This window comes from Rhizobium sp. AC27/96 (assembly GCF_001692325.1).
Taxonomy (GTDB): Bacteria; Pseudomonadota; Alphaproteobacteria; order Rhizobiales; family Rhizobiaceae; genus Rhizobium.
Window position 1 is genome coordinate 79,350 of record NZ_LXKN01000010.1, and the last position, 12,389, is coordinate 91,738.

At 58.3% G+C, this 12,389-nt stretch carries 13 protein-coding genes; 5 read left to right on the forward strand and 8 right to left on the reverse strand.

Annotation, left to right across the window (positions count from 1 at the left end; all coding sequences use genetic code 11):
* Window positions 1-11: 11 nt before the first annotated feature.
* From rsmG to hemE, 6 genes are all read right to left on the reverse strand, one after another.
* A complete protein-coding gene (rsmG, locus tag A6U86_RS10715; RefSeq protein ID WP_068390371.1) occupies window positions 12-629 on the reverse strand; it encodes a 16S rRNA (guanine(527)-N(7))-methyltransferase RsmG in 618 nt (205 codons plus the stop codon).
* 26 nt (window positions 630-655) lie between these two features.
* Window positions 656-2,536, reverse strand: coding sequence for a tRNA uridine-5-carboxymethylaminomethyl(34) synthesis enzyme MnmG (gene mnmG / locus A6U86_RS10720; RefSeq protein ID WP_068390374.1), 1,881 nt, complete (start codon window positions 2,534-2,536; stop codon window positions 656-658).
* A 120-nt stretch (window positions 2,537-2,656) separates the two neighbouring features.
* Window positions 2,657-3,979, reverse strand: a complete 1,323-nt coding sequence (gene mnmE / locus A6U86_RS10725) for a tRNA uridine-5-carboxymethylaminomethyl(34) synthesis GTPase MnmE (protein WP_068390554.1) — start codon at window positions 3,977-3,979, stop codon at window positions 2,657-2,659.
* A gap of 144 nt (window positions 3,980-4,123) precedes the next feature.
* Window positions 4,124-5,389, reverse strand: coding sequence for a transcription termination factor Rho (gene rho / locus A6U86_RS10730; protein WP_136686704.1), 1,266 nt, complete (start codon window positions 5,387-5,389; stop codon window positions 4,124-4,126).
* A 198-nt stretch (window positions 5,390-5,587) separates the two neighbouring features.
* The gene (gene hemJ, locus A6U86_RS10735; RefSeq protein ID WP_174072765.1) at window positions 5,588-6,133 is read right to left on the reverse strand and encodes a protoporphyrinogen oxidase HemJ; all 546 of its coding nucleotides are present in this window, start codon (window positions 6,131-6,133) and stop codon (window positions 5,588-5,590) included.
* Entirely contained in the window at window positions 6,130-7,167 is a 1,038-nt protein-coding gene (hemE, locus tag A6U86_RS10740) for a uroporphyrinogen decarboxylase (RefSeq protein ID WP_068390381.1), read from the reverse strand. Before hemE ends, hemJ begins: the two co-directional genes overlap by 4 nt.
* A 403-nt stretch (window positions 7,168-7,570) precedes the next feature.
* On the opposite strand from hemE, the gene A6U86_RS10745 reads away from it, so the two are divergent.
* From A6U86_RS10745 to dnaQ, 5 genes are read left to right on the forward strand one after another with little or no spacing between them, the layout of a single operon-like run.
* Window positions 7,571-8,392 (forward strand): pyruvate, water dikinase regulatory protein, encoded by an 822-nt coding sequence (locus tag A6U86_RS10745; RefSeq protein ID WP_068390558.1) that lies wholly within the window; start codon window positions 7,571-7,573, stop codon window positions 8,390-8,392.
* A gap of 33 nt (window positions 8,393-8,425) precedes the next feature.
* Window positions 8,426-9,025, forward strand: a complete 600-nt coding sequence (locus tag A6U86_RS10750; protein WP_068390384.1) for a Maf-like protein — start codon at window positions 8,426-8,428, stop codon at window positions 9,023-9,025.
* Window positions 9,018-9,878, forward strand: a complete 861-nt coding sequence (locus tag A6U86_RS10755) for a shikimate dehydrogenase (RefSeq protein WP_068390387.1) — start codon at window positions 9,018-9,020, stop codon at window positions 9,876-9,878. Before A6U86_RS10750 ends, A6U86_RS10755 begins: the two co-directional genes overlap by 8 nt.
* Window positions 9,875-10,492: a dephospho-CoA kinase gene (coaE, locus tag A6U86_RS10760; protein ID WP_068390390.1), complete on the forward strand. Its 618-nt coding sequence runs from the start codon at window positions 9,875-9,877 to the stop codon at window positions 10,490-10,492. Before A6U86_RS10755 ends, coaE begins: the two co-directional genes overlap by 4 nt.
* Window positions 10,492-11,208, forward strand: coding sequence for a DNA polymerase III subunit epsilon (gene dnaQ, locus A6U86_RS10765; RefSeq protein ID WP_068390393.1), 717 nt, complete (start codon window positions 10,492-10,494; stop codon window positions 11,206-11,208). The genes coaE and dnaQ overlap by 1 nt, the downstream gene beginning before the upstream one ends.
* Window positions 11,209-11,289: 81 nt before the next feature.
* On the opposite strand, the gene secB is transcribed toward dnaQ, so the two are convergent.
* Both secB and A6U86_RS10775 read right to left on the reverse strand, forming a co-directional pair.
* Complete coding sequence (gene secB, locus A6U86_RS10770) at window positions 11,290-11,772, reverse strand: protein-export chaperone SecB (protein ID WP_068390396.1); 483 nt, start codon at window positions 11,770-11,772, stop codon at window positions 11,290-11,292.
* 92 nt (window positions 11,773-11,864) lie between these two features.
* Window positions 11,865-12,383, reverse strand: a complete 519-nt coding sequence (locus tag A6U86_RS10775; protein ID WP_068390399.1) for an FxsA family protein — start codon at window positions 12,381-12,383, stop codon at window positions 11,865-11,867.
* Between the last annotated feature and the right edge of the window lie 6 nt (window positions 12,384-12,389).

The following is a 12,389-nucleotide window of genomic DNA, read 5'->3' on the forward strand; positions in this document are numbered from 1 at the left end:
TCCAATTCCGGTTAAATCAGGCGCCGAAGGCGGCTCAGTTCCAAAATCACGGAATCTCGCTCGACGACACTCTGATGTTTTACCAGATCGAATTCCCAACGACCACGGGCTTTCTCGAGCTCGCGTTCATAATCCCGGCCTTTATGCAGCAGAAGAATCAAATTCTCGTTGCGCTCGAGCCAGGGAGCCGAATAATCGAGCAGCCCTTCAAGCTCGGCGAGGGCGCGCGCTGAAATGATATCGCAATGTTGGATGGCAGCCGGCGCTTCCTCAATCCTAACAGCATGAACAGTGCCGCGAGCGCCACATTCCCGCAGACAGACACGCAGAAAAGCGGCCTTCTTCTGGTTGCTCTCCACCAGATCGACATGCCCGGCCCCGTGTTCTGCAAGCAGAATCGCGGTGATAACCCCCGGAAAACCACCGCCGCTACCCAGGTCAACCCAATGATCAGTCCTGGGGTGAATCTGGAAAATCTGTGCGCTGTCAGCGATGTGACGCCGCCAGAGGTCATCAATCGTCGATGGCGCTACGAGGTTGATGGTCTTGGCCCACTTCTGGAAAAGCTGGGCAAAATGCTGCAACCGCTCCTGTGTTTCACGTGAAACACGCACACCGTTCAATTCCATATTTTGGACTCTCAAACCTTGCAAACTTAAGAAACAAGCTTTTGCTTCTCTGTACCACCCAGCTTCCGAAGATGTGCCAGCAGCAAGGAAATAGCGGCCGGGGTCATCCCGTCGATGCGGGATGCCTGAGCAATATTCTTCGGACGAGCAGCGCTCAGCTTCTGCTTCAGCTCGTTGGACAGGCCGGATAGAATGGCAAAATCGAAGTCGGTGGGAATAGCGCGCTCCTCTTCCTTCCTCGCCTGAACGATATCTGCCGTCTGCCGATCCATATAAACGGCATAGGCCGCCTCAATCTCGACGGCCTCGCCGACGTTGCGCTCGATCGAGCCCAATTGCGGCCATAGCCGCGACAGCGATTCGATCGACTGATCCGGATAGGAAAGAAGTTCGTAGGCAGACCGCCGTTGGCCGTCCTTGTTCAGATGCAAACCCGCTTTTGCCGCCTCGCTCGGCGTCACCGACAGCTCTTTCAGCTGAATACGCGCCTCCTCGAGCTTTTTTGTATAACGCTCGAACCGCTGCGCGCGGTCAGCGCCAACGCAGCCAATAGCCTGCCCGATCGGCGTCAGGCGCACATCCGCATTGTCAGCTCGCAACGACAGCCGATACTCCGCCCGGGAGGTGAACATACGATAGGGCTCGGCAACGCCTCGCGACGTCAGATCATCGATCATGACGCCGATATAGGATTCTGTACGGCTGAACTCCACCGGCTGCCCGCCAGATGCCAGCCGCGCAGCATTCAACCCGGCAACAAGACCCTGGGCGCCAGCCTCTTCATAGCCGGTAGTGCCATTGATCTGGCCCGCCAGGAACAATCCCGGGATTTTCTCGACTTCCAGCGACAGCTTCAGCTCCCGCGGATCGACGTGGTCATACTCGATTGCATAGCCGCATTGCAGGATGCTGACTCGTTCCAGACCCGGAATGGTTCTGATGAAGGAATCCTGAACCTCCTCGGGCAGGGAGGTCGAAATGCCGTTCGGGTAAACCGTCGTGTCGTCGAGACCTTCCGGTTCAAGGAAGATCTGGTGGCCGTCGCGCTCACCGAACTTGACGATCTTGTCCTCAATCGACGGGCAATAACGCGGGCCGATACCCTCGATCTGGCCGGAATACATGGCGGAACGATTGAGGTTCTCCGCAATGATCCGATGAGTTTCGCTCGTTGTACGCGTCACCCCACACTCGATCTGAGGATTTGTGATACTATCGGTCATGAAGGAAAATGGTGTCGGATCCTCGTCCGCACCTTGCCTACCAACTGAATCCCAATCGATGGTACTGCCATCCAGGCGAGCCGGTGTCCCGGTCTTGAGACGACCGAGTGCCAGGCCAAATCGCAGCAGCGTCCCGGACAGGCCGACGGACGGCTCTTCACCAACACGGCCGGCTGGAATCTTCTTATCACCAATATGGATCAGGCCGCGCAAAAAGGTGCCGGTCGTTAGAACGACGGCGCCGCAGCGGAAAATTCTGCCATCCTTCAGCACGACGGCCGAAACACGCCCCTGTTCTATCGTCAGATCGAAGGCATCACCTTCAATCACATCAAGATTCGGGGTGTTGTCGATTTCCGCCTGCACCGCGAGCCGATAGAGCTTGCGGTCAGCCTGGGTCCTAGGGCCACGAACCGCAGGGCCTTTTTTCCGATTCAGCATACGGAATTGGATACCACCGGCATCGGCCATGCGGCCCATGAGACCATCCAGGGCGTCGATCTCGCGCACAAGATGCCCCTTTCCAAGTCCGCCGATGGCCGGATTGCAGGACATGACGCCGATCGTGCTGCGCTTATGGGTGATGAGAGCCGTGCGGGCGCCCAAACGCGCAGCCGCAGCCGCGGCCTCGCTACCGGCGTGGCCACCCCCTACAACGATGACATCATATATAGTGTCGAGCATAATCGCGATCCTCGATGAAGCCGCTTGTTTGGCACATCGGTTTTGGGAGTCAAGAAGGTTTCACGTGAAACGTCAGCAAATGGTGCCACCGGCAGTGTCGTTGCCCGTGTTTCACGTGAATCATTTGCCGATGCAGAATTCCGAGAAGATAACATCGAGCAAATCCTCGACATCGACCCGCCCGGTAATACGGCCCAGGCTGTTTGCGCTTTGCCGTAGATATTCCGCCCTTATGTCGAGACCGTGGCCTGCTGAACCTACCGCGGCATCCAGGGCCTCCAGGCTCTCCGAGAGCAACCCCCGATGGCGCAATCGGCTTGGCAAGGCGAGGGACAAGGACGCCGAGCGATCCTGCAGGTTCTTCAGCAGGCATTGATGAAGCATCGCCAATCCCGATCCGGTCTCCGATGAAACCAGCAGGTCGTAGTCACCTTCGCCACCGTCATCATGAATATCGGACTTCGTCCCGATCGTCAGGACATCACCGGTGAAGTCGGGAAAGTCTCTCTGAGCGGGCCGGCCGATTTCGGCAAGGGACAGAACCAGATCAGCATCGGCAACCGTTTTGAGCGCGCGGCGAATTCCTTCCCGTTCGATACGCTCCTCCGTTTCGCGCAACCCGGCTGTATCGTACAGCTTGACGGCATAGCCCTCAATATTGAGGTCGACATGCAGAACATCTCTGGTCGTTCCAGCGACATCCGTTACGATCGCCACTTCACGTTTCGCCAGTATATTCATCAGGCTCGATTTGCCGGCGTTTGGTGGGCCGGCAATAACCACCTTCAAGCCATCCCTGATGATTTCACCGAAATCGGCTCCGGCCAGATGGTCCGATAGTTCGGAACGGAGCCGTTCCATATCCTTCCACACCAGGTCCGACACTGAGCCCGGAACATCATCCTCATCGGCAAAATCAAGTTCGGCCTCGATCAGCGCCCTTGCATGAGTGAGGCGATCAGCCCAGCCATCATAGAGATCCGAGAGACCGCCGGCCGCATGCTCCATGGCGAGCCGCCGCTGCATCTCCGTTTCCGCGCTGATGAGATCGGCAAGGCCTTCGACTTCTACAAGATCCATCCTGCCGTTTTCCATGGCACGTCTTGTGAATTCACCATGTTCAGCGAGGCGGCAATCATCAAAGGTAGCAAGCTCCGCCAGCAGTGCAGCAACGACCGCCTTGCCGCCATGAACGTGGATCTCGACACAATCCTCGCCCGTGAAAGAGGCTGGACCCGGAAATATGAGGACGAGCCCACGGTCGATAAGAAGACCGTTACGAGTCCGAATCGGTTTAAGGGCTGCATGTCGCGCCGGCGGTAAAGCGCCTGCCACTGATTCAGCGACGGTCAAAGCCGCGGCGCCGCTGATGCGAACCACCCCCACACCGGCCGGAAGGCTCCCACTCGAGAGAGCGTAGATCGTTTTGTTTGTCGCGTGCATAAATTGATCCGCTTCCGAATCGATCGCCAATTGCGCGGGGAGCCTTCGTACTCCCCAAATGAAAATCGGGCCGCACAGGGCGACCCGATCGTACCATATCGCGAACCGTCATCGAAATGACAGCCGGCGAATTCAGCCCATGAATTAGGTATTCATCGACTCGAAGAAATCCGGGTTGGTCTTCGTCTGCTTCAGCTTGTCGATCAGGAATTCGATCGCGTCGGTCGTGCCCATCGGCGCAAGGATGCGGCGCAGAACGAAGATCTTCTGCAGATCCTGACGCGGAACCAGCAGGTCTTCCTTACGCGTACCGGACTTGAGGATATCCATGGCCGGGAAGATGCGCTTGTCGGCGACCTTGCGGTCGAGCACGATTTCCGAGTTACCGGTGCCCTTGAATTCTTCGAAGATCACTTCGTCCATGCGGCTGCCGGTATCGATCAACGCAGTCGCAATGATCGTCAGCGAGCCACCCTCTTCGATGTTACGGGCGGCACCGAAGAAGCGCTTCGGGCGCTGCAGGGCGTTGGCGTCGACACCGCCTGTGAGAACCTTACCGGAGGAGGGAACAACGGTGTTGTAGGCGCGGCCGAGGCGAGTGATCGAATCGAGCAGGATGACAACGTCGCGGCCATGTTCGACCAGACGCTTGGCCTTCTCGATAACCATTTCGGCAACCTGAACGTGGCGCACGGCCGGTTCGTCGAAGGTCGAAGAGATGACTTCGCCGCGCACGGAGCGCTGCATGTCGGTCACTTCTTCCGGGCGTTCGTCGATCAGGAGAACGATCAGGTAGCAATCGGGATGATTGGCGGTGATCGAATGCGCGATGTTCTGCAAGAGAACGGTCTTGCCGGTACGCGGCGGCGCAACGATCAGGCCGCGCTGGCCCTTGCCGAGCGGCGCGACCAGATCGATGACGCGCGGCGAAAGATCCTTCGACGTCGGGACGTCGAGCTCCATTCGGAAACGCTCATTCGGATAGAGTGGCGTCAGATTGTCGAAGTGAACCTTGTGACGGATCTTTTCCGGATCGTCGAAATTGATGGTGTTGACTTTCAGCAGCGCGAAATAACGCTCGCCTTCCTTCGGACCACGGATCGGTCCCTCGACCGTGTCGCCCGTCTTCAGGGAGAAGCGGCGGATCTGGGAGGGAGAAATGTAGATGTCGTCCGGGCCGGGAAGGTAGTTGGCATTGGCGGAGCGAAGGAAACCGAAGCCGTCCTGCAGAACTTCGACGACGCCCTCGCCGATGATTTCTACGTCCTGGCTTGCGAGCACCTTCAAGATCGCAAACATCAATTCCTGTTTGCGCATCGTGCTGGCGTTTTCGACCTCGAGCGACTCGGCAAAGGCCAGGAGGTCGGTCGGGGATTTGTTTTTCAGTTCTTGAAGCTTCATTTCAGCCATGAAGGGAGTTACTCATTTTTTAGGAGGGGAAAGGCAATGTTGCTCGTATTCAGAACCGCGATAGGGGCGTTCGCGGGAGACAGAATGGATACATGCCACGAAGAAGAGATGGCGGGAAAATAGCGATTCAGTCTATGGCCCGCAAGGGGGGCAGGCAAAATGAAGGAAATTTAACGTCACCGCTAAAAAAGCCTCGTCTCACGCAAACGGTTTCACGACAACGAGTATGACAATCACGATCATCAACAGCGTCGGCACCTCGTTCATCATGCGCCAATAGCGCGCCGAACGCTTGTTTTCATCGCGGGCAAAAGCGCGCGCCGCACTGCTGAAATGGCCATGAACAGCCGACATCAGGACAACGAGCCCGATCTTCGCATGCAGCCAGCCGCCGTGGAAATCATAGACCGACCAGGCGAGATAAAGCCCGAATATCCAGGTTAAAATCATCGCCGGCGTTATGATGTACCGCAGCAGGCGCCGTTCCATCACCTTGAAGGTTTCGGATTGCTGCGACCCCGGCTCGGCATCGGTGTGATAGACGAAAAGCCGCGGCAGATAGAGCATGCCGGCCATCCAGGAAATCACCGCGATGATGTGGAGCGCCTTGATCCAGAGATAGAGATCGGCCGGATGCCAGGCAAACAGGCCTATGGCCAGCGCGGCGAATATCAGGATCATGAAATAGGCGCGCATTCCCGCCTTTTTGCCGGGTGCGGCATCCGTCTGTTTCTCGATCGTCATCTGCCTCTCCATCCCCGAACGCGCTCGACGAGCGCTGCGACATTGGCCGGGTCTGCTTGCGGCGTGATCCCGTGTCCAAGATTGAAAATCAGCGGACCATTGCCGAGATGCTGCAGGATATCGTCGATCCCGTCCTCCAGTGATTTTCCGCCGGCAACGACCCGCATCGGATCGAGGTTGCCCTGCACAGGGCCCTCCTGCTGCAGTTCCCGCGCGAAAGCCAGCGGCACCGACCAATCCAAGCCGATCGCATCGGCACCGGTCTTCTGGCGGTAGGTCTTCAGCTGATAGCCCGCACCCTTGGCGAAGGCGATGATCCGCGCATTCGACCGTTGCGCCTTCACGGAGGCGATCATTCTGGCGACGGGTTTGACGGCAAATGCCTCGAATTCCCTCTCGCCGAGCACGCCGGCCCAGGAATCGAAAATCTGCACCGCGTCGGCGCCCGCATCGATCTGCGCTACCAGGTAAGCGGCGGAGATATCGGCGAGCAACATCAGCAGATGTTCGAATGCCTTCGGATAACGATAGGCGAACAAGCGGGCAGGGGCCTGGTCGGGAGTGCCGTGACCGGCAATCATATAGGTCGCAACGGTCCAGGGCGCGCCACAGAAGCCGAGAAGGGTCGTTTCGGCGGGCAGCTCCCGCCGCAACCTCCGGACCGTCTCCATGACAGGCGCAAGGTATTCAATCACGCCCTCAGGCTTCAAAGCCAGGATGCCCGCCTCATCGATCGGATCCATCTCGGGACCATGTCCCTCGGTGAAGCGAACATTCCGCTTCAATGCGTCGGGGATGACGAGGATGTCGGAAAAGAGAATGGCCGCATCGAAGCCATAACGACGGATCGGCTGCAGCGTCACTTCCACCGCATGATCAGGTGAATAACAGAGATCGAGAAAGCTTCCTGCCTTGGCTCGTGTCTCCCGATATTCGGGCAGATAGCGCCCAGCCTGACGCATCAGCCAGAGGGGGGGTGGGCTTAGCGCTTCTCCGCTTAGCACCCGTAAGATCTTCCGGCGTTCATCGGTCAATGACGTCGTCCTATATAAAAACAAACATATATCTAAAGGTTTCTATTTCTTAGAGTCGGTGACTATCAAGGATTAAAACTCATCCAGAGCCTGTCCAATTTGTCGCGCCTCTATCGCCAATCGTGCAATCATATCGATGCTGCTTCGAGGATATGTGGAAAACAGAATTGATTATTCAATCTTTTGAGAGGCTTGCCGGGAATCTTCTGCCAGCGGTATCTGGGGATAAGATGGGGACCTGTCCGGCCTACTTCATGTTGTCCACATTGCCCACAGGCCTCGCTGAAGGCTCCCCACGAAAACCCCAAATGTGGAAAACTCGGCAGTTTTCCACTTGCCCAGGAGAGGCCGGTTCTCGTACCTCTGTTTTGTCCCGGGATATCAACAGGTGATGGAAAGTAGCGTGGAAAACCGAACAAGCTTCTTTCATCTGCACCTGATTTCTGACTCAACGGGAGAGACTCTGATCTCTGCCGGGCGCGCTGCTTCCGTTCAATTCCATGCCACACAGCCGATCGAGCACGTCTATCCGCTGATTCGGAATCGCAAGCAGCTCCTGCCGGTTTTGGAAGCGATCGATCATAGCCCGGGCATTGTCCTCTATACGATCGTCGATCGCGAGCTCGCGGATTTCATCGATGAACGTTGCCGGGAGATGGGTGTGCCCTGTGTCAACGTTCTTGAGCCGGTCATGAATGTCTTTCAGACCTATCTCGGCACGGCGTCGCGCCGGCGGGTCGGGGCGCAGCATGTGATGAATGCTGACTACTTTGCCCGCATCGAAGCCCTGAACTTCACCATGGATCATGATGATGGGCAGATGCCGGATGACTACGACGATGCCGATGTCGTCATCATCGGCATCAGCCGAACCTCGAAAACGCCGACCAGCATCTATCTGGCAAATCGTGGCATCAAGACCGCCAACATTCCGATCGTGTCAGGCGTGCCCCTGCCGGAAAGCCTGGCCAGGGCGACGAAGCCATTGATCGTAGGTCTGGTGGCAACGACGGATCGCATATCGCAAGTGCGCGAAAACCGCATTCTCGGCACGACCCCTGGCTTCGATCGCGGTGATTACACCGATCGCGCCGCCATCTCGGAAGAGCTGAAATATGCCCGCTCACTCTGTGCGCGGCATAATTGGCCGATCATCGATGTCACGCGCCGCTCGATCGAAGAGACTGCCGCCGCCATTGTTGCCCTGCGCCCCAAGCTGCGCTAAGCGCTGCACACCATTATTTCGGAGGCAGCCGTCATGACCGTGCCCCTTATCCTTGCATCGTCCAGCCCGTTTCGGCGGATGCTGATGGAGAATGCAGGGCTGCATTTTCAAGCGATTCCAGCCAATGTCGATGAGCGCGCGATCGAGGCGCCATTGGAGCGCAATGGTGCCAGCCCCGATGCTGTGGCGCTGGTGCTGGCCAAGGCCAAGGCCAAAGAAGTGAGCGACCGTTTTCCCGGCTCGCTCGTCATCGGCTCGGATCAGACTATGTCGCTTGGTGCCCAGGTCTTCCACAAGCCGACGTCCATGGCCGATGCCGAAAATCACTTGGGGACGTTGTCGGGTAAAACCCATCGCCTGAACAGCGCCATCGCGCTTGCGCGGAACGGCGATATCATCTGGGAGCACGTGTCACACGCCGAGCTGACGGTGCGGGAACTCTCGCCCGATTTCATTCATCGGCATTTGAGCCGGGTCGGCGAGAAGGTGTTGTCGAGCGTTGGCGCCTATCAGTTGGAGGGGGAGGGTATCCAACTCTTCTCCAAAATCGAGGGCGATTACTTTACTATTGTGGGGCTGCCGATGCTGCCGCTCCTTCAGCAGCTGCGGGAATTGGGGGCGATCGATGGATGATTCACGTGAAACATTGGCTCCGAAAGCCTTCGTCACGGGCTATCCGGTCAAGCACTCCCGCTCGCCGCTGATCCATGGTCATTGGCTCCATCAGCTCGGCCTTGCCGGCAGCTACCGCGCGCATGAAGTTTCCGTGGAGGATTTTCCGGCCTTCATCACCTCGCTCAAGGATGGCACCAACGGCTTTGTCGGCGGCAACGTGACCATCCCGCACAAGGAACTGGCGTTCAAATCGGCGGATCGGCCGGATGAACTGTCGAAAGAGCTCGGCGCATCCAACACCCTGTGGCTTGAGGATGGGCTACTTCACGCGACCAATACCGATGGCCGGGGTTTCACGGCCAATCTCGATGAGCGTCATCCCGGTTGGGATCGCAGTGGCCGGGCGGTGATCCTCGGGGCGGGCGGCGCCAGCCGCGCCATCATCCAGGCCGTCCGCGATCGTGGTTTCAAGGAAATCCATGTCGTCAACCGCACCGTCGCCCGCGCACAGGAACTTGCCGATCGCTTCGGTGAGCGGGTTCACGCGCATCCGATGGCTGCACTTGGCGAAGTCATGCAGGGCGCCGGCCTCTTCATCAACACCACTTCGCTCGGCATGGATGGCGAAGCGGCCCCGCACATCGATTTTTCGCCTCTTGTGAAAGGGGCTGTCGTTACCGACATTGTCTATGTGCCGCTGAAGACGCCGCTTCTGGCGCAGGCCGAAGAGCAGGGTTTTGCCATCGTCGATGGTCTTGGCATGCTGCTGCATCAGGCCGTGCCGGGTTTCGAAAAGTGGTTCGGGAAACGCCCGGTCGTCGATGAAGCCCTGAGGGCCTTGATCGTCGCCGACATGGATAAACACAAATGATCAAAATCGGCCTCACCGGATCGATCGGGATGGGAAAATCGACCTCGGCAAAGCTGTTTGCCGAAGCCGGCATCCCGGTAAATGATTCCGATGCGGTGGTGCATGATCTCTACAGCGGCGAAGCCGTTGCCCTCGTAGAAGCGGCTTTCCCGGGATCGACCAGGGACGGAGTGGTCGACCGGCAGGAGCTTGGCCGAAAGCTCGCCACCGATCCCTCCGGCTTCAAGCGGCTGGAAGTCATCGTCCATCCGCTGGTTCGCGAGCGCGAGCGTTCGTTTCTCGGAACTCAGCGGCAAGCCGGCGCCGATATGGTGGTGCTCGATATTCCGCTGCTGTTCGAGACCGGTGGCGACAAAAGGGTGGACAAGATCGTCGTCGTCAGCTGCGATCCACAGATTCAGAGGCAGAGGGTGCTTGCCCGGCCGGGCATGACGGAGCAGAAATTCGAGATGATTCTCTCCCGCCAGACGCCGGATGCGGAAAAGCGGGCACGTGCCGATTACATCATCGATACCGGCGGCAGCATCGATGCGGCCCGCGAACAGGTGAAAGAGATCATAGCGGACCTGCGGCGCCAGCCGAAAGCCGATGAACCCGAAAGCGGAGAGCCCTGATGCGCGAGATCATTTTCGATACGGAAACCACCGGGCTCGACAACAGGGCTGACCGCATCATCGAAATCGGCGGCATCGAGCTCATCAACCATTTCCCGACAGGCAACACGCTGCACCTCTACATCAATCCAGGTGACCGCAAGGTTCATCCGGATGCGCTCGCCGTGCACGGCATTACCGACGAGTCGCTGAAGGACAAGCCGCCCTTTGCCGATGTTGCGGATCAGATCTTGGAATTTTTCACCGGCGCCAAGTGGATCGCGCATAACGCCACCTTCGACATGGGCTTCGTCAATGCCGAGTTCGCGCGGCTGGGACGGCCGCCGATCCTGCCCGATATGGTGATCGACACGCTGGCCATGGCGCGCCGCAAGCATCCGATGGGGCCGAACTCGCTGGATGCGCTTTGCCGGCGCTACGGCATCGACAACTCCCACCGCACTCGGCACGGCGCGCTGCTCGACTCCGAACTGCTTGCCGAAGTCTATATCGAGATGATCGGCGGCCGGCAGACTGCGCTCGGTCTCGGCAGCAGCAACGGTTCATCGGCGCGTTCCCGTCAGAATGACGATTCTGAGGAAGTCGTCGCCGATATCTTCGTGCGGCCCGATCCTCTTCCGGGCAGGGTCAGCGAAGAAGAGGCGGCGGCCCATGCGGCACTGGTTGCCAAGCTCGGCGCGAAGGGAATCTGGTCCAAATATCGCATGTCCGAATAGGGATATCTGAAGGCACCCAAAAGAAAATGCCCGGACGTTGATCCGGGCTTTTTCGTTTCCAGGAATGGAAAGAAGCAAAGCTTAGTTCGGAACAGCCGAAACCTGGGCGCGGGTCTGTTCTTCAGCCATGCGCTGCGTGAACATCTGCGCAAAATCGATCGGGTCGATCATCAGCGGCGGGAAGCCGCCATTGCGGGTGATGTCGGCAATGATCTGACGGGCAAACGGGAAGAGCAGGCGCGGGCACTCGATGAAGAGCAGCGGCAGCATGTGTTCCTGCGGGAAGCCGGTAACGCGGAAGACGCCGCCATAAACCAGTTCGGTGTGGAAGAGAACGCGATCGCCATCCTTGGCTTCGGCATTCAGCGTCAGCACGACGTCGAAATCCGAATCCGACAGCGGATTGGCGTTGACGTTGACATTGATATTGATGTCCGGAGCATTTTCCCGGGCCTGAAGCGAGCGCGGCGCACCCGGATTTTCGAAGGAAAGATCCTTGGTGTACTGAGCAAGGATGCTGAGGCTCGGGCTGGCAGCGCCGTTGCCGTTGGTCTCGTTGGCCATGGGGGTGTCCTCTCACGTCAATGGGTGTCGCCATCTAGCATTTCGAATTAGGGCTTACAACCCTTATGCCCCGGCGCTTTTTGGCCGCCGCGCTAGTCCTCGAGCCGCTTCTGGTCGGACCAGGGTGAGTTGCGCTTGGGTTCGCGATGGAAATCGGTTTCGTCGAGATCGACCACCGTTCCCTTGTTGCGCGGCTGAGCCTGCGGACCGTTGCCCGGTCCCGGCCCGCGACGAAAAGCGCGGGAATTGCCGACGACGACAATACGGTTGCGAAGGATTCTCCAGGCAATGTCCCGGACCGCGGGGATGAACAGCAACAGCCCGATAATGTCTGAGATGAAGCCCGGCAGCATCAGGAAGAAGGCTGCAATCACGATCATGGCGCCATGCACCATCTCACGGCCCGGATCGCCGCCATTGCGGCTCTCGGTCGAGATGCGCTGCAGAATACCCACGCCCTGAATTCTCAGGAGCGCCGCACCGAGGATGGCGCTAAGGATCACCAATCCCAGCGTCGCCCAGACGCCAACCATCTTTCCGACAACGATAAAGCCGGCGATTTCCGCCAGCGGCATCAGAAAAACGAAGATAGGAAGAAGTGATAGGCGCATGGTACC

What these genes read in the sequence shown, in the direction of transcription:
- rsmG (WP_068390371.1), bottom strand. Translation starts at nt 629, where the DNA reads ATGGAATTGAACGGTGTGCGTGTTTCACGTGAAACACAGGAGCGGTTG.
- mnmG (WP_068390374.1), bottom strand. Translation starts at nt 2,536, where the DNA reads ATGCTCGACACTATATATGATGTCATCGTTGTAGGGGGTGGCCACGCC.
- mnmE (WP_068390554.1), bottom strand. Translation starts at nt 3,979, where the DNA reads ATGCACGCGACAAACAAAACGATCTACGCTCTCTCGAGTGGGAGCCTT.
- rho (WP_136686704.1), bottom strand. Translation starts at nt 5,389, where the DNA reads ATGGCTGAAATGAAGCTTCAAGAACTGAAAAACAAATCCCCGACCGAC.
- hemJ (WP_174072765.1), bottom strand. Translation starts at nt 6,133, where the DNA reads ATGACGATCGAGAAACAGACGGATGCCGCACCCGGCAAAAAGGCGGGA.
- A6U86_RS10750 (WP_068390384.1), top strand. Translation starts at nt 8,426, where the DNA reads ATGACCGTGCCCCTTATCCTTGCATCGTCCAGCCCGTTTCGGCGGATG.
- A6U86_RS10755 (WP_068390387.1), top strand. Translation starts at nt 9,018, where the DNA reads ATGGATGATTCACGTGAAACATTGGCTCCGAAAGCCTTCGTCACGGGC.
- coaE (WP_068390390.1), top strand. Translation starts at nt 9,875, where the DNA reads ATGATCAAAATCGGCCTCACCGGATCGATCGGGATGGGAAAATCGACC.
- dnaQ (WP_068390393.1), top strand. Translation starts at nt 10,492, where the DNA reads ATGCGCGAGATCATTTTCGATACGGAAACCACCGGGCTCGACAACAGG.
- secB (WP_068390396.1), bottom strand. Translation starts at nt 11,772, where the DNA reads ATGGCCAACGAGACCAACGGCAACGGCGCTGCCAGCCCGAGCCTCAGC.
- A6U86_RS10775 (WP_068390399.1), bottom strand. Translation starts at nt 12,383, where the DNA reads ATGCGCCTATCACTTCTTCCTATCTTCGTTTTTCTGATGCCGCTGGCG.